Here is a 21,074-nt window from a genome sequence, read left to right as displayed (position 1 = left end):
ACTCACCACCGCTTCGCCGGAAGGCCGAGACCAACAGGGAGAGTCATGGCGAAACCCGTGTCCTGAGCGCCATACATTCGCCTGAGTTCGATCCCGACCAGCGCCGCGCCAGCCTCAGCCTGCACACATGCGTCTGCCAACTCGTCCGGATCGTCGACCGTCACCGTGAGGTAGCCGGTGAACCGGCACAAGCCAGACCCGTGTGCGTGCTCGGCATCCTGGGCCGCGGCCCGATCGAGCGCCACCTGCTCAGATGCGGAGACGGCTTGACCGGTACGAGCACGCAATCTGATACCGACCTCGCGCTTCGTGCGCTCGACCATCACCGCCTTCTGCGCCGCTCGCGGCCCGAGCGGCTCGACGACGAACGAGAACGAGCGCCGATGCGTCGCGTCGGCCAGCAGCGATGCCAGCGCAGTCGCGTAGACCGGGGATATCGGCCAGGCATGGATCGCGTATGTCACCGAGACCGCACCATCGTGTCGGTATGACGACCACGAGTTCTCGGCGGCGGTCGGGCCGGCGACCGCCGGGTCGAGACCTGCTCGGACGGCAGGAAGGTCACCGCGGTCTGTCAGCTCGTCCGCCGCTGCGCGGCGCTGGTCGAGCATGACCGCGGCGTGCGGGTCGAACCCGGTGCGGATGACTTCGGACAGCTCCGGCGAGTCCAGCCAACGCGCGACCGTGATACCCGCGCCCATGAGCTGAGGGCTAAGAGCTCGTACTTGCTGTCCGAGGACACGAAAGGCTCCCTTTTCGCCTCCGCCCGCCGCACGTGTCGCTACCAGGGCACGTCTGGCATCGAGTGAGACGGCGAGCCACATCTGACGTCGGCACGTAGCCGGGCTGGCGGCGAGCAGTGCTTCGTTCGCCATGACCGAGGCGAGCGGGGCGGCGGGATCGAGGTGGCCGGTGTGCCAGGAACGTAGCGCTCCCCCGGTCTCCGGAACGGTGCGTGAGACGAACTGGACCCGGGCTATCGGCTGTTCCTCGGTGCACAGCGAGGCGAGGACTTCGCCCCACGCCTGAACCATCGCCTCGGCGCGATCTGCATCGAGCAGGCCCAAGCCGGCCGGATCGACCGCCGCCACGGCCGTGTAGGTACAGGCCTGAGGGTGATGCAGGACCGCGATATCCCGGCCCACGCCGTCCTGGGCCGTGAGAATCCTCAGGGAAGCAAGAACGCCGGGCAGGTCCAAGCGGGAGGGCTCAACGCCACGCTCTGGAGCAAACGCACCAGACAGGAAGACAGTCTTGTGTCGAAGCTTGAGCAGGTTGTAGGAGACCACTGTGATCATCCATTCGTCGAGGGTGCGGCCCGCCACGCGTATGTAGGCACATCCGGCCAGCATGAGGGCGAGGGGCCAGAACACGATGGCGCCGGCGACGTGGCCGGAGGCGAGCGGTTGGAGGCCGAGGAAGACTGCGGCCCCGACCAGAACGGCGCGACGGCCAGAGAGTCCGAGGAGGAAGTTGACCTTCTCGTGCTGCCAGCCCGCGTAAGTCCTGGCGGGAGTATGTACAGACATGTCAATCACGCCTTCCCGCTGTTTGCAGCACCGCCGGTCGGATCCGCAGTCTCAGACCCGGAAGGCGTGGTGCTATTCGAACCACCTGAGATCGCCCTCTGGGGCATACGGACCGAGCCGTACGTCGGATATCCGGCCGGGTACGCCGTCGGATTCGCGCCCTCCAGCCCTGCGTGTCCGGCCTGCTGCTCCATTCGCGAGGCCACCGCGTTGATGGTCTTGTGCAGCGTCTGAAGCGCGGCGACCGCGAATCCGGCAGGACCGGCCGCCGAGCCAACCGCCGCGCTGCCGGCCCCGCCGGCACCACCAGCCGTGCCAGCCCCAGCGCCTCGCGCGGCGTTGGCCGACATGGCTTGGCGCTCGGAGAACTGACCGAAAGCAGACGGATCGATACCAGGTCCGCCGCCCGCAGTGCGATTGGCGACCGCTCCGACCAACGCGCCCGCGCCCATCGCCCCGCCCACCGAGGCCGAGGTGAGGGTGAACAGCCGCCCGATGACGGGCCAGGCGAACACAGCCATGAAGAGCACGGCCATCCCAGATACCACCCCGGTGATGCCGGTGGCGTTTCCCGTTGTGTCGAAGCCGATGACGAAGACCAGCGCGATGACCGGCTTGACCATGGCCAGCTGGACGCCGGCTTTGACCAGCTTGCGCCACCACTCCTGGGTCGAGGAGCCGATCTGACCGGCCGCGCTGATCGGCGCGGCTGCCACCAAGATGCAGAACACTGCGTTGCGCAGCACTAGCTCAAGCCACAGAAACAGCACGACGACGATGCCGATCAGGCCGAAGAGAAGCAGCAACACCGACGGAGTCGCAGGCCCCTGCGGCGCGCTGAGTGCAAGCAAGGTGGTCAGCCGCTGAGTGAAGCCCGTCATGCTGCTGCCGCTGGACGACACGATCCAGTTCGCCAGGTCGTCGGAGGCTGCCATGATCTGACCGGAGACGGCGAGGGTGAGCAGCGAGGCCAGCACTGCCTTGGGCAGTCCGGTCAACGCTTGGGCCAGCGGCGCACCCGAGCGGGTCCACACTACGGAGCCGGCCTGCAGCACCAACAAGAACACCGCAGCGATCATGCCGAGCGTCAGACTGATCGCGTAGACCCCGTGGATCGAGCCGAGGTCTGGGTCGGGCATCGAGGCGAATACGCCGCCGAACCACTTCAACACCGTGGTGAAGGCGCCGGCGAAGGACTGGCAGATCGAATCCCACGCTGAGCTGGCCACGTCACCGACCGCGCCGCTGACCGCGGACGCCGCCCCAGAGGTGACGGCTTCGGCTGCCTTGCCCGGCAGCGCAGCCACATCTGTCAGGCACTTGCCGATGTCTCCGTCAAGACATCCGGAGCCCGATCCGGGCGGCTCGAAGACCACTCCCACGGGAATCACGACGCACCGCCCGGGGCGCCTACGAGGGCAAGCCAGCCATGGCTCGCTGCTGCCTGGGTATCGGGGGTAGCGACGAGCGCGGAGTAGTCCTGGTCGGTATGGCCGACGGCTCCGATCTTCCAGTCCCCCGCGATCCAGCGCATCTGAACCGGAAATACGCCGGTGGTTTGAGCCGTCCCGCCCTGCGCGTTGATAAACGTACTGTCGGTGAGCAGGAGCACCAGAACGTCGTCTGCCGCGACGTTCCGGAGCTGATACATCTGCGCCGTGGTCTGGAACGTCACCGGCGGATCCAACGGCCCGGCGGGCCGCAGCTGTAGGGCGGCCCGAAGTTTGCCGATGCTCGTGGCGAGGTTCGATGGCAGGGCCGTGTTGCCCGGGTCGCCGGCTACGCGCATCACCGACGCGGCGTAGTCCGGGTCAAGCGTGGATGCCGCGGCATCGACATACTCCGACGCCGCGCTGACCGCGCCGACTGTCGTGTGCGGAAAGCCGACCTGGATGCCGGCGGCAGTGCGGGCGCCCTGGACCAGGGAAATCGCGCCCGATGGGGCTACGGCAGGGGATGAAGGAGACGCCGGGATCGCAGGCTTGTTCCCTGCGTTCCTGCCATCCCGGGCGCAGATGAGCGGAACCGCGATTGCCCCGATGACCAGCACGACACCGGCAGCGAAAGCTCCCGGAACTAGGCGCTTTGCGCCGATAAGGTTGCGCATTGTGACTCCTGGTGATGGCGATACGCATGCGATCGGTGGCGGCCCTAGCTCAAGCCGTAGGAGGCAGTGATCAGGCCCACCGCCACCCCGACCACGACCGCCCCGATCACGGAGCTGAACAGCGTGACCTTTCCGCGCTCGGCCATCTCGGCCCGACGCGACGTGTTGCCGGCGGCGATCATGCAGCCGCCGATGACAGCCGCCCCTCCGCAGCAGGTCAGAGCGCCCCACTTGAGCCAGGAGAACAAAGTGGCGATCGCACCCGATCCGACCGGCGCCGCCGGCGGCGGGTCGGGGATCACGCTGGCGGCGTGGCTGAGCACCTGGACTGCGGCCTGCTGAATGAGCATCCCGATCATGACCTTCACCTGCTCCTTAGGTGGTTGGCGAGGCGCAAACGCCTCGCGGATCCGGCCGAGGCATCTCGAGCGGTCCTCGGATGCGGGCCAACTGTTCATCTCTGCGAACAGCATGAAACCACCATAAGCTGTGCTAAATCGGTCACGTCAACTGGAGCGAACGGGGTAAGCTGAAATGACCCAGCAGTGTTCACCTGAGCGGACAGCAATCGGGCAGCTCGTACACCGGGAAAGGGCAGTCGATGAGCAAGCAGGCCAAGGGAGCGGGCGAGAAGCCGGCAGCGCCTGCTGCGACCGACGAACCGACCCCGCCCGACGACCCGTCACCGCAGCACAGCACGGCCGACCCAGGCGTCATCGCGGAGCGGCTGCAGTACCTTTTCGAGAACAAGCGCAAGCCCGACGGCAAGAAGTACTCCTACCGGGAGGCCATTCGGGCGATCGAGGATGCCGGCGGCGCATCGATCTCGGTCGGCTACCTGTCGCAACTGGTCAACGGGGTCAGAACGAACCCGATGATGGACGCGGTCCAGGGTCTTGCGAAGTTCTTCGGAGTACCGCTGTCGTACTTCGACGAGCACGAGGACACCGAGGAGACGAACGATCAGCTCAAGCTGGTTGCCGCACTCCAGCACGCCGGCGTCCAGGACGTGGCTATGCGTACGGTCGGGCTGCCGCCGGAGAGCGTCAAGCTGGTCTTGAGCATGATCGACCGGGTGCGCGAGGTCGAAGGACTACCTCCGGCCGAATCGCCGCCGGACACGGGCGAGTAGCACTCGACCGCAGCTCCACCCCGCTGCGGCGCGAGTTCGTGCCGCTTCGAGCACCGGGTGACCTGCGGTGAATCGGGAGCAGTCGCGCCGCGAGTGCTCTGCGCTGGTCGCCGGCCTCGACCTTCCCGCCCCGTTCGATCTCCAGGATTTCTGTGCACAACTCGGCCAGCACATCGGCCGAAGCATCGTCCTGATGTCGCAATCGATGGTGATCGGCGGACTGTGCGGGTCTTGGATGAGAACGTCCAACGCCGACTACGTCTTCTACGAAGAGGACACCTCGCTGCTACACCAGCAGCACATCGTCTTCCACGAGATCGGGCACATCCTGCGCGCCCACGTGCCCGGCAAGGAGCTCAGCAAGGACCTGGCGCGAACCATCGCGGCCGGCATGAAGGTCAGCGATGTCTTCCGAGTGCTCGGCCGCGACTCATACGCCGAGGACGACGAGTTCGAAGCCGAGCTCATCGCCACGTTGATCCTGCGCCGGATCGGACGCCAACCGCTTCGAGAAGTACCGCGCGCCACCGATCCCAGCGCCGATGAAGCCATCGCGCGCATCACGACTTCTCTGTCGCGAGGTGAGCGATGAACACCACCCTGTATCCGCTGGCTGCGCTGTTCGCCTGGGCGGTCGTGTTCTCCAGCGCAAAGCGGTTCTCTGCCATCCTCAAGGAACCGGCGCGTCTGGCCGCCTGGTTCCTCTATCTGTCCTTCGCGCTGATTTTCACCGCCGGATGGTCAGAGGTCTGGAACCGGACCGATGCTTGGACCGGCCTGCCCGAGTCGAACACGCTCATCACTATGTGCCTGGTCGTGTGCTACAGCGCCAGCCAACTTGCCCTCCTACAGCTGTGGTCATACGCCCCGGATCGAGCGCGGCGCCATGTCAAGGTCACGATTTCGACCGTCGTTGTGGTGCTCACCGCGATGATCACGCTGTTCGTGCACAGCGACTCGACGCACCATCTCCAGCAGTCGTTCAAGGACTGGTACGGCGGATCGGTCGAGTACGACGCCTACCTCGTCATCTACCTGACGACCTACACGACCGCCGAAGTCGAGGTCATCCGCCTGTGCCGCCGGTATTCGAAGGTGATGAGCCCCAGCTGGCTCCGCACCGGGCTGATCACGGCGAGCATCGGCGCAGCGATCGGACTGTTCTACAGCATCACTCGGTTGGCGGACATCGCCGCCGCCCTTGCCGACGTCGACATCTCCCCGTTGGAAAACGTCGCCGAAGTCGGCGCTGGACTCGGCGCACTTCTGGTCATGATCGGTCTGACCCTGCACTGGTGGGGACCGCGCATCTCCGCGCTCGCTCAACGTTCACGGCGCCTGATGGCCTACATCCGGTTGCGTCCGCTTTGGGCGAGCTTCTACACACTGGACTCCTCCATTGCCTTCGATGCCCCGCGAAGCCTCGGTTCTGGGAGCGTCCTGAACAGAGTGCGCACGGCTGCCCGCGTCTTGAGCGATGTGGAGTATCACGTCGCGCGACGCGTCGTCGAGATCCGCGATGGAATCCTCACCCTTCGGCCGTACCAGGACACCGCGCACTCTGAGCTCCTTCGCGCGTGCCTAGCTGGCCACGGACTCGCAGGCGACGAACTTGACGCCGCAGTCACCGCTCAACAGATTCATGGTGCGCTCGACGCGCGGGAAGCCGCGGTGGCACGTGACCGGCCCGTATCACCCACAGTTGGGAACTCCCCCGCTGACCTCGATGCCGAACTGGCGTGGCTGCTGAAGGTCACCAAACACTTCGTGAAGCATACGGCGAGTCGTCGCGAAATCGCCGACACCGACCTGACCCCGACCGGAGGTATCGCGTGACCACCAACCAGCCCTTCACCGAGCCGATCGAAATGGCACCACACCTGTCCGGATGCCCGTACGACTCGTACGCGCGGCTGCGCGAGGCCGGCGGCGCCCACCAAGCGGTCAAGCCCAGCGGCGGGCAGGTCTGGGTGATCAGCCGCTACGACGACGTCAAGGCCCTGCTCTCCGACCCGCGGATGTCCATCGAAGCGCGCAACTCCCGTCACGGCTACCAGGGCTTCGGTCTACCCCCGGCACTCGACGAGCACCTGATGAACGTCGACGACCAGGCACACGCACGGCTGCGCCGCCTGGTCTCCTCCGCTTTCACTCCGCGCCGCGTCGAAGCTCAGCGGGAGCGCGTCGAGGCAGCCGTCGACCGCCTCGTCGCCGCGATCGTTCCGAACGGCCGTGCCGACCTCGTCGCTGAACTCGCTGTTCCGACGCCCGTGGTCGTCATCTGCGACCTGCTCGGGATCCCGGAATCGGACGGCGCCGCGTTCCAGGCCTACACCCGCTCGCTGATGACGCCGAACGATCCGAATCGCCCCTCCACCCGCGACCTTGTGGCTGGCATGCATGCCTGCCTGGTGGCCTTGATCAATCGCAAACGCACCGAGCCCGCCGACGACCTGCTCACCGCGATGATCACCGCGCGGGATGGTGACGACCGATTGACCGAGAATGAGCTGACCTCGCTGGCCTTCCTCATCCTGTGGGCCGGCTTCGAGACCACGGTGCACCTGATCTCCAACGCCATGGCGACCGTACTCAGCGAACCTGGGTTAGCCAACCTCGTCCGTGAGGAACCTGATCCGCACACGCCCCGCATGGCCGCACTCGTCGAAGAGCTGCTACGCCGGGACGGACCCATGCTCACCGCCATCCGACGCTTCCCCCTCGAAGACCTCCGCGTCGGCGAGCGAGTCGTGCCGGCGGGCGACACCGTCCTACTCGCGATCGGTTCGGCGAACCGCGACCCGCAGTACATCACCAACCCCGACGCCATCGACCTCGATCGCGCCAGCAGCGGACACCTCGGCTTCGGCCACGGACCGCACTACTGCCTCGGCGCCCCGCTCGCACGGATGGAAGTGCGGACCGCTTTGTGGACCGCGGTGCGCCGGCTGCCGAATCTCAGGCTCGCCATCCCGGAACAAGAACTGCGGTGGAAGCCCGATCACCGCCAACACGCCCTAACCGAACTGCCCGTCACCTTCGCGGCTCAGCCCGCCTGATGAGGAGGGCACAATGCCCGTCAAGCCCGCGATAGCCGCCGCCATATCCGCGCCCCTGCTCGCCGTGGCCGCAGTCGCCGCCATAGCAGGGGCCATCATCACAGCACCCGTCTCAACCACGACATCTATTTGCACGGCCGGCTTCAACGGTGGTTCACCCAACACCGGCAATCTGAGCGCCGCCCGGCTCGGAAACGCCCAAATCATCGCCGAAGTCGGCATCAGCATGGGCGTCCCGGCGCCCGGCGAGGCGATCGCCATAGCCACCGCCCTCCAAGAATCCGGCCTCCAGAACCTCAACTACGGAGACCGCGACAGCCTGGGGCTGTTCCAGCAACGACCGTCGCAAGGCTGGGGCAGCCCCGCGCAGATCCTGACTCCCGCGTACGCCGCCCGGCAGTTCTACAGCAGACTGCTCCAGGTCCCGGGCTGGCGTTCGATGTCCACCACCGACGCAGCTCAGGCAGTCCAGCACAGCGGCTTCCCCTACGCCTACGCCAAATGGCAAGACGAAGCCCAAGCCCTCGCCGCCGCCTTCACCGGCGGCGCGAACTGCACACCACAGGATTCGAGCGGCCTCGCGGTCGCCGCAGCAACTGCCAAGGCGGCCGGCTACCACATACCAGCCGGGGTCCCCGCGCCGATAGTCACGGCCATCAGCTTCGCTCTAGCGCAAATCGGGAAGCCATACATCTGGGGCGGGACCGGTCCCGACGGCTGGGACTGCTCCGGCCTGATGATGATGGCCTACCGCGCCGCGGGCATCGCGATCCCACGCGGCAGCATCGCACAGTCCACCGTCGGCATACCTGTCTACGACACGAACAGCCTTCAACCTGGCGATCTACTGTTCGTAGCAGGGTCGGACGGAACGGTGACCGCACCAGGACATGTCGGTATGTACCTGGGCCAGGGGATCTTGGTGGAGGCACCACACACCGGATTGCACGTCCAACTAAGCCCACTGGCAGGCTACTGGAGGGAGAACCTTGTCGCGATCCGGCGTCAGCTTAATTAGACATTATTCTCGCCACTGACCTGGTGTTTCCTAACCGCAGTGGCGAGATCCCCGACAGCTAGGCCATTGCCCGTTGCGTTGGATGCAACCCGGTTACGCATCTGGCCGCCGCCTGACGATGCGGCACAGCGTCATTCGCAGAGAGCGTCCGCGCTTCCACCACGCGGGTGGTTCTCGGGTATGAGGCTGCTACCGCCGCAGTCCTCAACTCGACAGCCGACTACAGTCGGCGTTCTCCAGGCCCAGCCTGTCCTCATCCTCAGGCGATCTTGCGGGTCGTTGTGGGAAGGTTCTGCTATCCAAAGGAGGCAGCCTTGAGCGACGAGGCTCTGCGAGCACAAGACGGCAGTCTCAGCGATGTAGAGCGCATCGTTGGTGCGTGCGCCGAGCACCTGCGGCCCCAGGACGAGTGGACACTGGTGACGGAACACCCGGGCAGCCTTGCGCTCGCGGTTATCAGCTCGATCTGGTCGATCGAGACACGGTACCCAATTGCGCGAGGCGTCATCGGTCGGTACCGGACTGTCCGTATGCGGGAGGGGGCTGACCCGTCGAAGGACTCCTTGACCGATCTTCTCGGCCTCTACGAGCGCCTTGGTGGCGTCACCGAGTTCATCGACAAGATCGGCACACGTAATAGGGTGTCGACACAGCCGGATGCGCCCAGCAGGGGCCAAGCTGTGCTTCTGGCGGCCAAGGTCTTGGTCGATCTCGGAATCGACTCCGCCGAGCAGTTTGTCGAAGCCGACGAAACGGATCTCGGCCGAGATGCACGAGATGCATGGTTGACGGTCCCCGCCCAGGAGGCGGGAATCTCCTGGCGCTACCTGCGGATGCTGCTGGGGTTGCCTGACGTGAAACCAGACCGGATGATCGTCCGATTTGTCGCCGCAGGGCTCGGTGTCACAGAGGATGCTCTGTCCTCGGACACGGCAGCGGAATTGGTTAAGGCTGCTGCCGAGCGCACTGGCGCCGACCTGAGCGCCTTAGACCACGAGATCTGGGAGTACCAGGCCGGTTACAGGGGCAACCGCGACCTTGCCACCACGACCGACCACCTCAGGACCGTTGCACGTGCCTTTGTCGGTGCTGCGCTCCCGGCGCTTGCTGAGCTGAGAGTTGTGCCAGCCTCGGTCTACCGGCCCTTCCTGCGCGTCGGCAACGACTACGAAGGAAGCAATGTGATGGGCCTGCCGGAGTTCACAGAACTCGAAGCCGCGGTCCAGCGCCTCTTCCCCGAGCGGTTCATGCTGTCGACGACTCCGCCGAGGCAGCCGAATCTAGAATTCGCAAACTCATACATCTTCGGGCTTCTCGAAGCAGCGATCGCGCGTTGCGCCGTCGCCTTGGCTGACTTCGAGGCCGACAACGAGCTCGTGGGCCAGACAATCGAGGATTGGCTCGCACTTCTGGAGGTGGGAACCGAGCAGCTGCACTGCTGCCGCGTCGTCTCGCACCTCACCACCGAGACCGATGAGCCGGTCAAAATCGGTGAAATCACTGTCTCCCCGGAGACTGGACCAGGCAGTCTTCTCGAACGGACTCAGGAGATGATTCCCCGGGCGCTCGACGAGCGTCCTCCCCACACGTTCGACCCTCCACAGAGCCTGGTCATCGCAACCACGTCGAGCTCCCCCGTCGAGGCGTATGCGGCGAGTCGCCGAATCGAGGGCGACGTTGATCGGTTCCTCCTACTCGCCCGACTACTGTTGGCCGGCACTCATCAGTCTTGCTGGGAGATCACCGGACCTGCAAGCTCCGTATCGAGGCGCTACCCCGCGCATCACGTCTTCGGCAAAGGCGCTATATCCACCTTGATGCAGCGAGTCGTCAAGTTGAACACAGGCCACGCCCCAGCCTTCGCAGCTCTCGGAGGATACCTGGACGCGGCGAAGGTCAAACGTGCGGGCAAAGTGACGACCACATTCGACGTCGCGTTGTACCGGTTCAATCGCGCACACGAGGCACACGATGACTATGAGGCGATCGTTGACCTGGCCACCGCACTCGAAGCGGTTCTGATCAGCGACGGCAATGAGACTGACGCGATCTCGCTGCGTCTCCGCGGACGCGCGGCTGCCCTTCTGGTGACCGAGGTGGACTCCGGGCGCGCAATCTTTGAAGATGTAGGCAGGCTCTACAAGTTGCGCTCGAAACTGGTGCACGGAGGGAGCATCAGCGAGAAAGACCTACGCGACATCACCACAGGTCTTTCGACGGCGCCCAGCGATATGCCTCCCCGCGTCAGCCTCGCATTCGCCGTCGACCGTATGCGTGACTTGGTGCGCCGGGCATTTCTTGCCCGTCTCTGCCTCGCCGCTGAACCCGATGCCCTCTGGCCGTTTGGCCAGGAAGTGCCAGTAGACGCGATGATGGCGGACGAACACGCGCGAGACGCCTGGCGACAGCGTTGGCGGGGTGTGCTGGCGGATCTCGGAGTTCCGGAGGCCGCTGAAGCAGCCGCCCCCGGAGTCGACCCGCTTAGGGACGATTCCACCACACAGTGATGCTCGACCGACAGGTTCCTGCTTAACGGCATCGGAGTAGTCTGACAGCCCGTCACCAGTCGGCAGTGTCATGCCGCTGGGCTCCGCGCGTGTCACGGCGACTCTTCGACAACCGGAAGCGGCATGGGCACCGGCGGAGAGTTCAGCGCATCGAATGCGTTCTGTACGTTCCGCAGCGCTTCAGCCCTGGCCATCACCCGCCACAAACGGATGAAGTAGATCGACTGAATGTGTGCTGTCAGGTCCCCAAGCAGCCGGACCTTGTCAGCCTCGGTCCGCTCAGACAGCCACACGCCGCGCGTCTCGGTGGCGTACCGGCCGGCGATGACCCGTAGATTACGCGGCCAGCTCAGCGCGTAGAACGCCGAGTTGTCGATCAACCACACCGTGGTCTCATCGATCAGCCCCCGCCATCGCTCGCTCTCGCCTTCCAGCCGCGCACGCACAACATCGGATACGTCATCAGGGATGTCCCAAGCCGCGAGCGCCCCGCAGAGCGTGAGCATCGTAATCACGCAGTTCGAAAAGCGGTCGCGGGCATCGTGCACCGCCTTCACACGGGCCTTGCGCGCATCGAGGCGCGACACGACGGTCAGGTCGGGAACCATCCGCGCCACCACGGAAGTGCCAGCGGCGATCAGGACTGTAGCGAGCCAGGTCGGCATGGACATGGACCATAGGTTCTCGCGGTATGACGAGCGCTGGTGCCGGTTCGGGGCAATACGCCACCCGCGCCATGACGCGACGGCTAGCCTTCGGCCATGAGTGCGGGCGTGCAGAAGAGATACCGTCGTGTTCTGACGCTTCGTCGAGACCGAGAGCCGCGGCCGTACCGCCCACGGCCGTTCCCTGCTATCTACGCGGCGCTACTGGTAGCCGGCGTCATCGGCACAGCTGGGGTCTACCTGCTGCTGTTGTGGCTGATTCCGGGCGCTAAGGCCAACCGGCTGGACGTCGCGAAAACCGCGCTGCTGGTGGTCGGTGGGTCCGGCGCGGTCGCCGGCCTTTACGTCGCGTATCGGAAGCAGAGAACCGACGAGGCCAACCACATACGTGACCAGGACAAGCTGTTCACCGAGCGATACACGCAAGCCATAGCCCAGCTCGGGAACACGGCCGCCGCAGTGCGACTCGGCGGTGTCTACGCTCTCGCCCGAATAGCGGACGACTCAGAACGCGACAGGCAGACCTGCATGGAAGTGCTGTGTGCCTACTTGTGCATTCCGTACGATCCAAACACCGCGGACCCGGGTGAAGTAAAGGTTCGTGCAGCAGCCCAGGCCACAGTGTTCGCACGGTTGCGACCCGACCACAAGAGCTTCTGGGCCAACGCCGTAGTTGACCTCAGCGGCGCCCGCCTTACCAATGTCTCACTGCGGCACGCCAAAACCGCAGGCGCCTACTTCGTCGACACCGAGTTTGACGGGATCTGCGAGTTCGACCACACAGCGTTTGACGGAGGCGCCATATTTAGGGGCGCGCACTTCCACCAAGGCAACGAGGTCGACTTCCAGGGCGCTCTGTTCGGCTGGGCCAACTTCGACGGCGTGAAGTTCGACCGTGCCGTACGGTTCGACGACGTGCAGATCAACGGCGTCACAGGGTTCGCCAACGTCGAGTTCGGAGGCGACGCATCGTTCAAGAACACTCGATTTGCCATGGGCGCGGCGTTCCGCGAATCCCGGTTCGCGGGTTCGGCCAGCTTCAACGGCGCGACCTTTACGAAGATCACACACTTCACCGATGCTCACTTCGCGGCGACCACGTCGTTCGACCACGTGACCTTCGGCGAGGCCGTTTGGTTCTACCGATCGGTCTTCCCCGACCCGCCGCCATCGTTCACCCGCGCCATGTTCCTCGGCGAGCGCCTGTCAGTGTGGCCCGACGGATTCGCCCCGCCCGACGCCGCGCGGAACCCGCCGGGCGTGCCCGCAAAGCCGTAACCAGAATTTGCTCATGCCCTTCTGTGTCGGCGAGTTCCTTGACGCCAGCTGAGGCCAGCCGCAACGTGACCCACGTGACAGCAGCCGACCTCAGACAAGGCCCCACGACACGACTGAACTCGTCGCCTGACCGGGGACAGAGAATACGACGCGGTTCAGATATGTGGACTCCACCAGTTTAACGGCTGTAGGGTCCCGTTGAATCTTTCGCTTTCCCATCGAGTTTTCGTCTGCTCTTCGCCTACGAAAGTTTGGTGGGAAGGCTGGCGGGCTACGGGTCGGGCCAGTCGTGGCCCGGCAGGTACGGGCTCTGGCCGCTGAACAGCCACGAGCAGAGGTCGAACATCCTCCTGTTCGCCTCCTCGAAGTACTCCGCTGGCTCGGGTCGGGCGAAGGACTGGTCTTCGCGGACGAAGCCTTCGGCGAACCAGAACGCGTCAGCGATTCATCGGTCGATCCGGTCCCGGTCGGCCAGTTCCTCACAGACCTCGCGCATGACGCGCTGCAACCGGTTGAAGGCGTCGCGGTTCCATACGCCTTCGGCGCGAGCGAGCAGGAGGAACGTGCCGTCCTCCGCGTTATGTTCACGTCGCAACGCTTCGATGGATGACATGAGGCTCAGGATGGCAGGCGGGTCTGACGGACGTTTTCACTGCTTGTCCTACGGGCGCTCTATCCTGGCGCGCATGAGCATGATCGGTGAGTATCTGCGGGTCACGCCGGACGAGCTGACCCGGGCTGTGAGCGATCCGGACTGGGCGTTGGAGCTCATCGAGCAGATTCAGGATGTCGAGGACGAGCAGGAACTCCCGCCGGCGGACGCGCGGCTGTTCACCACCTACAAGACGTGGGACATGCTGGGGTTCTTGTTCCGGCGCTTCAACTTCCCGGTGGATGTCGTCCATGGCGAGGAGCCGTTCGCGGAAGACGGGGACTGGGGTTACGGCCCGCCGCGGTTCGTGCCGGTCGAGCGGGTTGGGGTGGCCGCGCGAGAGATGAGTCGGGTGTCCTACGACGACCTGATCCGCAGGGTCGGCGTCGGCGAGCTGGCTGAGGCGAAGGTCTACCCGCTGGGCTGGGACTCGCCCGGCGAGCTGGACTGGGCCCGGGGCTACTACGGCGATCTGGCGCTGTTCTTCGCGGCTGCCGCGGCATGCGGCCAGGCCGTCATCGTCTGGCTCGACTGACGATTTCCGGCACCGCCGGTCTGCTGAGGGAGGGTTGAGGGCTTTGGATGGCGACGAGTTCTGGACCATGATCGAGCGCTCGGGCGAGAAGCTCTGGCCCCTCCTGCGGTATGCACGATCCGCTGGACCTCAGTAAGGAGAGCACCACCGAGGTCCACTACGCCTGCACCCGTCGCGCACTTCACGAATAGTGCTCAGGCTTTGGCCAAGACCTTGATCAGGGCCAGCATCGTCGAGATCGAACCCGCGATCCCGGCCAGGACGGCCAGCTTCTGCTGCGTGGAGGTCAGGCAGCGCCCGACGAGTTCGCGCCACCTTTTCGGCGCGACGGTCATCTTGAGTTTCTCCCATCGATGCTGCCGCAAGTGACATCCCATCAGCAGCCCGTAGGCGTTGTTGCGGCAGTAGGCGTCCTTCTTCCGGATCGGGGCCCCGCACCACGCTGGGGCTCGGAAGAAGCTGTAGATGACGACCACGACCGACAGCACCAGGATCAGGACCCAGTTGCGGTTGTGCGTTGTCCACGCCAGGACGAGGCCGAGTGCTGCGAGATATCCCCAGTATCGCAGTATGCTGTTCATTCGGCTGACGTTAGCGGGTAAATCAGGGTTCGACTATAGGGGTCACTGCCACGGGGGCGGGCCGGTTCCCGACGCCCAGGCAGCAAGAACCCCGTTGTCGACCAGCCGGATGCCGACGCTGGCCGCATAGGCGCGGGCCTGCTTGGTGAACCCGCCTGTGGTGACGACGACGGCGACGTGCGCGCCGTGGATTGCGAAGCAGGTGCCTCCAAACCGTTGCAGGTCCGGACCCGACACGTTGTTTCCGGCGGAGTACCGCTTGGCCTGGATGACGAGTCGTCGGCCGTCGGGGGTGACGGCGACGACGTCCGCCCCCAGGTCGCCACAGCCTCCGGTGGCTGCGGCGCCGGCGCACCCGTCGCGACCGCAGAGGTAGGCCAGGGCTTCCTCGAACTGCCGGGGGTTCATCGAGTGGTAAGTCGAGATGTGCTGCGCGCGCAGCGCGTGCAGCCGCTGCATTGCCGCTTGTTCCGCCAGGTGCTGCTGCCATCTGCGGTAGCGCCAGCGGCCGAACAGTCCAGCGGCCGCGACGGTCACGATCGTGACGGCGGCGCCGCGCAGCGGGTCCGCAGCGCTGTCCTCGCCCACGACCACCAGAATCACGGGGACCGCCAACAGGATGAGCGATGGCATCCTCCTGACGGCTTTCACCATGCCCACGGCGGTCATCATCACCAACCGGGTGGCAAGTACCGTCACATCCGTCGTGGTTGACGTGCCTCGGCGGGTCACGACAGGTTCCCTACGGTCACGAGGTCAGGCAGAGTCATCGTGACGATCCAAATAATGCGAACAACAGGTACCGGTGCAGCCGGAGCCGACGACGCGCACGACGCTCGGCATCCGCCGCGGCAACCACGTGAGTCCGCTGGTTGACTTGGTCTCGCAATGCAGCGGTCTGCGATGTGAACTTTGCCCGGGCCGCCGTCTGCTCCGCGGTCAGCTGCCGGTGCCGGTCGGCGAGCCGTGTCGCCCCTTGTCCGGCGTTCACGTTGATGTTGGTCTTCTCGACCCTCGCCGCGTCCTCGGCCGTGCGGCGTTCGGTATCCAAGCGAGCGAGGTCGGCAGCCAGGGCGTTGCGCAGCGCGGACTGCTGGGCGGCCGAGAGCGTGCTCGGCGCGCTGCGCAGCGCTTCGCGGGTCAGGCCGTCACGCCATGCGAGCAGCGCTTTCGCTCGGACTTCTCCGATGCCGTCGATCCGCGTCCTGCTGCCGTTGGGAAGGACGAAGTACGCCATGCGCGTGGGGTATTTGCTGCTTCCGGCAACCAGCACGATCTCGATGTCGGCGGCGGTGTGGACACCGTGCGCACTGAGGGTGGCCGCTGCCGCGGGGCCCAGGCCGTTGATGCCTTTGATGCCCTGGTGGATCGTGTGGCGACGCAGCCGGTCTTGGACGTGGGCGGCCTGGATCCGTTGGAGCTCTGAGGAAGCTCGCAGGCTGTGGTCAGTCTCGAGCCGCTGCTTGCGCTGGGAGATCGCGGAGAGCTGCCCGGCGAGGATCCGGTCGACGCGCGCTAGGTCGTGCGTCCGCCGGGTTACCGTCTCTCGCTGTTCTAGCGCAACGCCTTCTAGTTGTTGCGTGATCTGCGCGTCCTGTTTGAAGTGGTCGCGCTCCAGGTGTTGTAGATGGCTGGCCGGGTCGCCGAAGGCGGCGATCTGCTTGGCGCGTGACCGGTGGGTGTCTCGGGCGGTTCTCCACTCCGGTCGAGCGCGCCTGCCAAGGTCGGAGATCACGAGGCTGGCCATGACTACGGCGGCGCCGATGTACGCCATCAGCGGTGCGAGGACGATGCCGAGGACGCCCAGGGCCATTGTCATCACGGCGGCGATGGCGAAGATGACGTCGGACACGCGGCGGTCAGTGAACCGCGTCGGCGCGGGAGGAGGTGTCCGTTCGATGTGGTCGTCAAGCCATGCCGGCCGGTGGACGGCGGCGGGTGCCGTGGATGCTCTGTTCACGGGGTTCGCCTGCGTGGTGCGCAGTGCCGGTAGCAGTTTTGGCATTGATTGTGTGGTTTTGCCGGCGAGTTCGCGGACCATCTCGGCTATTCGTCCGGTCTCCCCGCCGACCGCGATCAGCTGGCTGAGCCGCCAGGAGGCTGATGGCGTGATGTAGTCCTCGTCGCAGGTCAACAGGTATTCGGCGTCTGTCGCTCGCAGCTGATCCCACAAGCTGGGGTCGGCGGCGAGCGCTGTCAGGGACAGATAGATGACCCATGCGGAGAACCGGTCGATGGTTTCGCTGAAGTCGCCGGAGTTCTTCCGCATCGGTGCCTGGTAGTGGCGGTGGCCTTCCTCGGCGGCTCGTGCGCTGGACAACGCCGGCACGTACATGCCGTCGTAATCAACCAGCCGCAGAGTGCCGTCGTGCGCTACGAGCAGGTTGCCGTGTTGGAGGTCGCCGTGGCCGATCCTGCTCGCTTCGAGGTCGGTCACGAGTTCGGCGAAACGATCGGCGAGGTTCCCGACGGCGGTGCGGTCCGCACGGTATGTCTCCAACCAACTGATCAGACCGGTGCCGTCGACCCAGGCCATTTTGAGGACGGGCCAACGTTTGCCGCGGATGAGTATCCCGTCTGGCAGGTAGGTGAAGTCCATACGCCACGGCTGTGACAGGGTGCGGTCGTCGATGGTCGTGAGGTGGCGGCTGATGGCCTCGTATCTGGTGCGCTGGTCGGCGACGTCGCGGGTGAAGCACTTGACCGCGTACCGCCGGCCGTTGGGTGCGGTCATAGAGAATACCGAGGCGAAGTTGCCGGAGATCGGCTTGGGCTGCCTGAGGTTGGTCAGCGCCGGGCGTCCGTCGCGTAGGTCGGGATCGTTGAAGCAGAACTGGGGGTTCTGGATCGCCTCGGCGTAGTCGGCGCCGCTGGGGAACATCTGGTTTCCGGCCATGGCCCCTATCCGAAGTCGAAGTGGACGAAGGCAACGTCGTCGTTACGCATGTCTCCAGCGGCTCGCTGCAAGGTGATGAAGGCCTGAAACTCCGACGCTTCCTGGCCTGCGAACTCGCGGAGCACGTTCCACGGCTGCCTACCGGCCGCGGTTTCGGCGAGGAACCACGCGGCGAGCGCGTCGGTAGCCAGGAACAGAACGTCGCCGGAGTCGCAGTCTCCGGCAGCGACCGCAATGTGCCGGGCGAGCAGCGCGGCGTCCTCGTTGCGGCTGCCGGCAAGCGCCGGTGTGACGCCGAACTCCGCCGGGTCCGTGACGGGGAACGCCTGCAGCAGTTGATCGTCGCGGACATGGAACAGGCAGGTGTCTCCAAGTGCGGCCGCGTTCCATCGCCAGCAGTGTTCGTCGGGGCGAACGCTGACGGCCAATACCGTGGCAAAGGCTCCGCGCTCGAGCCCTGGCTTCTCGTACCAGGCTAGCGGCTTGCCGCCGTTTGCCCGGCGCCCGATGTACGCGGCCAGCCAACTGTCCCAACCTCGGGCCGCCTCCGCGATCGCCGCGGCGGCAGCCCGCGGCGAACGTACGGTGCCGGGCCGCCGGTCAATCCGGTCGGCGAGGTGCTCAGCGAGCAGGTTCGCCCAGTCGCGGGCCAGCAGACTCTCCGAAGCCCCGTCGCACAGGACCGCCAGGAACGCCCCGATGACCGGTTCGTCGTACGCGGCCGGCGGCCAGACGACCAGGGCGTCTTCGCACTGGTCGGCGTTGTTCCCGTCCTTCGGTACGAGGAACCGTGATACGTAGCCTGGTGTGGCGGTCACCGCAGCTCAGTGGCACGGGTTCCGATGTCGAGGAACTGCACGACGGCGCTGATGCCAGCGTTGTAGACGAATCCTCGGGTGCCGTCGCTGACCTTCTTGCCCTGTGCGGCGGCGTACGTGCGCATGTGGGCCGGAAGGAAGCTAGAGATACCGAACAGGGTTCGGGCGTGGGCGTCGGGGAGGCCGGCGTCGGTGTCCGGGAACTCGACGGGGGTGCCACCGACTGACGAGACATGCAGGTTGAACAGCAGGACACCGCCGTCGGCACTGGCCAGGGACGTAATGTCGCCGGCAGCGATGCCGGGGTCGCCGTCGGTCGACTCGCCGTCGGACAGGTTCAGCACGATCGGCGGGAACCCTCCGGGATGCTCGTCCAACCACTGCCCGATCAGGCGCCGCGCGTAGCCGAGGGCGGCCACCATCGGCGTTCCCCCGTTGGCGATCGGCGTCATCCACACCGGGAAGCTCGCCGTCGTCTCCACCAGGCCGCCGGCCCCGTCCGGGACCTTCTTCGACCGCTCCTCCACGCGCGCGGGGTTGTCTGCGATCTGGCTCAGCGGAACCAGGTCACGCCCGGACAGCGGACCGCCGAGCGCCGGGCCGACGCTTTGGCCGTAGCCGATGACCCCCACGTGGAAGTAATCCCTGACGCCTTCTTCCTTGGCACATTTCACGGACAGCTCGGTAAGCAGCCGGTTGATGGCGTCGGAGACGACGTCGGCTTTGCGGCCCGGGGCTTCGCCGCCGATCGGATCGGACATCGACCCGGACTGGTCGACCAGGAACACGAAACATCCCGGATTGGACCTGCTGATTTCGGCCGTGTAGGTCACGGGCATCCCCCATCGATTCGATGCCGCCAGAGTGTTGCTGTATCAGAGTTCTGTTGTTGCGGCTGGCCGCCGATCATACAGGCAGTGACCGATCGCGCACAGCAGTGTGGCGCATGGAGGAATCGGCGTGTGTATCGCTGGCTTACAGGACGAAGCGGTCTGGTTCTGACGGGCCGCTGGCCTAAACTGTAGGCGCACGCGCGCCGTACGGGCAGTGGATCAGCAGCAACGGCGCCCGCAATTGGTGCACGTATGTCAAAGGGCTGGCGGTCGCAGCCTCTCGACGGCGGAGGGGACGTCCGGACCCCGAACCTCTGCGCCACGCGTTGCCACCGCATCCGCGGGACGTCCGTCGCGACGCTGACCGAGTCTCCTGACCCGAGGACGATCTCCGGCACCACCAATGGCTGCGGCAGCCGCGACGCCCGTCGGACCAACCGGCCTTCTCGTGGACCGGGCACGCGTCCGCAGTCCTGGCGAAATCAGGGACGAGTCGTCTGCACTCCAGCTGTGGCCGCCTATCTCTGGCGGCGTCCGTGGCGGCGTGACGCGACGAGAAGGGCCTCCCACGTCCGCTGGACTCCCGGCCACGGCGAGACCGGACATCAAGCCGAAGCATGTGTGAACCGTCGCCCGAATTGCGTGACGGACGACAGCGTGCGCCGGTCGCGGCCAGCCACGCAACGACGGTTGCAGTGAGACGGAGGGTGACGCGCCTGGTGGTGTTCGGCTCGCTGATCACACGCTGGAGACCGAGGGGTTCGTTATGTCTGGAACTATCCGAGCTCGCTCAGGATCAAGCAGCGCTCGGGAACCCCGCGTTCACCGAGCCGATGATGACTACGTGGTGGGAGTTCGCGGTCCTGCTCCACACCCCCCCGCGGCCTCGGCCGAAGTCGCCGACAAGCACGCCGACGCCAAGACCGTCGAGAGCCTGGAAAGCCTCCGGGCCTACCTGCACTGGCTGATCGAGGACTTCCGCCTAGACACCGCCGAAGTCGCCGAGCGCACCCGCGTCAACAAATGGCACAACTCCGGACGCCGGGCCCACGGATTTTTGTTCAACTGGCTCGGAGCATGGGGGCTCAACGAACTTGGTCGTGACAGCAAGACTTCAGGTCTGCGGTTCGATCGATGAGGTCGGCTCGTCAGGATGGAGGCTGAGTCGGCGAAGTGCTGCACCGCGGACGTGGACTTTGACGCTGCGGTCCCAGTTGCCTTCTTCGTCACGTCCGCAGGGGGCGATGAGGAGGACGTCATCGACGCCGAAGGGCATCTCCTCGATGCCCCGCTCGCGCAGTCAAGCCTGCAGCGCCTCGACGGGCTTGGGGTGTCCTGAGTCGAGGTGGTAGTCCAGGACGCGGACGAACTCGCCGGATGGTGTGTCCATGCCGTCCAGGATGCCGCATCAAGCCTGTCTGCGGTGACTGTTGCTGTCAGGTTCTTGAGCGTCGGGGTTGGTTG

The 21,074-nt window shown here is 65.6% G+C and carries 20 protein-coding genes; 9 read left to right on the top strand and 11 right to left on the bottom strand.

What is annotated here, in order from left to right; genetic code table 11:
- Window positions 1-2: 2 nt before the first annotated feature.
- From KGQ19_RS08520 to KGQ19_RS08505, 4 genes are read right to left on the bottom strand one after another with little or no spacing between them, the layout of a single operon-like run.
- Window positions 3-1,529 (bottom strand): SCO6880 family protein, encoded by a 1,527-nt coding sequence (locus tag KGQ19_RS08520; protein WP_212008544.1) that lies wholly within the window; start codon window positions 1,527-1,529, stop codon window positions 3-5.
- A gap of 5 nt (window positions 1,530-1,534) precedes the next feature.
- Window positions 1,535-2,920: a hypothetical protein gene (locus KGQ19_RS08515; protein ID WP_212008543.1), complete on the bottom strand. Its 1,386-nt coding sequence runs from the start codon at window positions 2,918-2,920 to the stop codon at window positions 1,535-1,537.
- Window positions 2,917-3,636: a hypothetical protein gene (locus KGQ19_RS08510; RefSeq protein WP_212008542.1), complete on the bottom strand. Its 720-nt coding sequence runs from the start codon at window positions 3,634-3,636 to the stop codon at window positions 2,917-2,919. The genes KGQ19_RS08515 and KGQ19_RS08510 overlap by 4 nt, the downstream gene beginning before the upstream one ends.
- Before the next feature lie 44 nt (window positions 3,637-3,680).
- Window positions 3,681-4,004 carry a hypothetical protein gene (locus KGQ19_RS08505; protein WP_194922733.1) on the bottom strand — a complete coding sequence of 108 codons (324 nt, stop codon included), beginning with the start codon at window positions 4,002-4,004 and terminating at the stop codon, window positions 3,681-3,683.
- A gap of 233 nt (window positions 4,005-4,237) precedes the next feature.
- Between KGQ19_RS08505 and KGQ19_RS08500 the strand changes: the two genes are divergently transcribed.
- From KGQ19_RS08500 to KGQ19_RS08475, 6 genes are all read left to right on the top strand, one after another.
- Complete coding sequence (locus tag KGQ19_RS08500) at window positions 4,238-4,768, top strand: helix-turn-helix domain-containing protein (protein WP_194893298.1); 531 nt, start codon at window positions 4,238-4,240, stop codon at window positions 4,766-4,768.
- A gap of 193 nt (window positions 4,769-4,961) precedes the next feature.
- Complete coding sequence (locus tag KGQ19_RS08495; protein ID WP_194893299.1) at window positions 4,962-5,360, top strand: hypothetical protein; 399 nt, start codon at window positions 4,962-4,964, stop codon at window positions 5,358-5,360.
- Window positions 5,357-6,604, top strand: coding sequence for an MAB_1171c family putative transporter (locus tag KGQ19_RS08490; protein ID WP_212008541.1), 1,248 nt, complete (start codon window positions 5,357-5,359; stop codon window positions 6,602-6,604). The genes KGQ19_RS08495 and KGQ19_RS08490 overlap by 4 nt, the downstream gene beginning before the upstream one ends.
- Window positions 6,601-7,827, top strand: a complete 1,227-nt coding sequence (locus KGQ19_RS51790; protein ID WP_212008540.1) for a cytochrome P450 family protein — start codon at window positions 6,601-6,603, stop codon at window positions 7,825-7,827. The genes KGQ19_RS08490 and KGQ19_RS51790 overlap by 4 nt, the downstream gene beginning before the upstream one ends.
- 13 nt (window positions 7,828-7,840) lie before the next feature.
- On the top strand, window positions 7,841-8,845 hold the full coding sequence (locus tag KGQ19_RS08480; protein WP_194893301.1) for a C40 family peptidase: 1,005 nt from the start codon (window positions 7,841-7,843) through the stop codon (window positions 8,843-8,845).
- 314 nt (window positions 8,846-9,159) lie between these two features.
- Window positions 9,160-11,352, top strand: a complete 2,193-nt coding sequence (locus KGQ19_RS08475) for a DUF8548 family protein (protein WP_194893302.1) — start codon at window positions 9,160-9,162, stop codon at window positions 11,350-11,352.
- Between the two features lie 92 nt (window positions 11,353-11,444).
- On the opposite strand, the gene KGQ19_RS08470 is transcribed toward KGQ19_RS08475, so the two are convergent.
- On the bottom strand, window positions 11,445-12,023 hold the full coding sequence (locus KGQ19_RS08470) for a hypothetical protein (RefSeq protein WP_194893303.1): 579 nt from the start codon (window positions 12,021-12,023) through the stop codon (window positions 11,445-11,447).
- A gap of 90 nt (window positions 12,024-12,113) precedes the next feature.
- On the opposite strand from KGQ19_RS08470, the gene KGQ19_RS08465 reads away from it, so the two are divergent.
- On the top strand, window positions 12,114-13,295 hold the full coding sequence (locus KGQ19_RS08465) for a pentapeptide repeat-containing protein (RefSeq protein WP_212008539.1): 1,182 nt from the start codon (window positions 12,114-12,116) through the stop codon (window positions 13,293-13,295).
- Between the two features lie 445 nt (window positions 13,296-13,740).
- Here KGQ19_RS08465 and KGQ19_RS08460 read toward each other — a convergent pair whose 3' ends face one another.
- Window positions 13,741-13,908 carry a hypothetical protein gene (locus KGQ19_RS08460; RefSeq protein WP_194893305.1) on the bottom strand — a complete coding sequence of 56 codons (168 nt, stop codon included), beginning with the start codon at window positions 13,906-13,908 and terminating at the stop codon, window positions 13,741-13,743.
- 73 nt (window positions 13,909-13,981) lie between these two features.
- On the opposite strand from KGQ19_RS08460, the gene KGQ19_RS08455 reads away from it, so the two are divergent.
- The gene (locus KGQ19_RS08455) at window positions 13,982-14,482 is read left to right on the top strand and encodes a YfbM family protein (protein ID WP_212008538.1); all 501 of its coding nucleotides are present in this window, start codon (window positions 13,982-13,984) and stop codon (window positions 14,480-14,482) included.
- A 194-nt stretch (window positions 14,483-14,676) separates the two neighbouring features.
- Here KGQ19_RS08455 and KGQ19_RS08450 read toward each other — a convergent pair whose 3' ends face one another.
- From KGQ19_RS08450 to KGQ19_RS08430, 5 genes are all read right to left on the bottom strand, one after another.
- Window positions 14,677-15,063: a hypothetical protein gene (locus tag KGQ19_RS08450; protein WP_194893306.1), complete on the bottom strand. Its 387-nt coding sequence runs from the start codon at window positions 15,061-15,063 to the stop codon at window positions 14,677-14,679.
- A 42-nt stretch (window positions 15,064-15,105) separates the two neighbouring features.
- Window positions 15,106-15,696, bottom strand: a complete 591-nt coding sequence (locus KGQ19_RS08445) for a restriction endonuclease (RefSeq protein WP_194922737.1) — start codon at window positions 15,694-15,696, stop codon at window positions 15,106-15,108.
- A 133-nt stretch (window positions 15,697-15,829) separates the two neighbouring features.
- Window positions 15,830-17,959, bottom strand: a complete 2,130-nt coding sequence (locus KGQ19_RS08440; protein WP_212008537.1) for a hypothetical protein — start codon at window positions 17,957-17,959, stop codon at window positions 15,830-15,832.
- A gap of 5 nt (window positions 17,960-17,964) precedes the next feature.
- Window positions 17,965-18,777, bottom strand: coding sequence for a hypothetical protein (locus KGQ19_RS08435; protein WP_194896065.1), 813 nt, complete (start codon window positions 18,775-18,777; stop codon window positions 17,965-17,967).
- The gene (locus tag KGQ19_RS08430; protein ID WP_194922740.1) at window positions 18,774-19,610 is read right to left on the bottom strand and encodes a vWA domain-containing protein; all 837 of its coding nucleotides are present in this window, start codon (window positions 19,608-19,610) and stop codon (window positions 18,774-18,776) included. Before KGQ19_RS08430 ends, KGQ19_RS08435 begins: the two co-directional genes overlap by 4 nt.
- An 844-nt stretch (window positions 19,611-20,454) precedes the next feature.
- Here KGQ19_RS08430 and KGQ19_RS08425 point away from each other — a divergent pair.
- A complete protein-coding gene (locus KGQ19_RS08425) occupies window positions 20,455-20,748 on the top strand; it encodes a hypothetical protein (protein ID WP_212008536.1) in 294 nt (97 codons plus the stop codon).
- The last annotated feature ends 326 nt before the right edge of the window (window positions 20,749-21,074 follow it).

The sequence above is a fragment of the Catenulispora pinistramenti genome (assembly GCF_018274385.1).
Taxonomy (GTDB): domain Bacteria; phylum Actinomycetota; class Actinomycetes; order Streptomycetales; family Catenulisporaceae; genus Catenulispora; species Catenulispora pinistramenti.
This window is presented reverse-complemented; position numbering and strand designations above follow the sequence as displayed.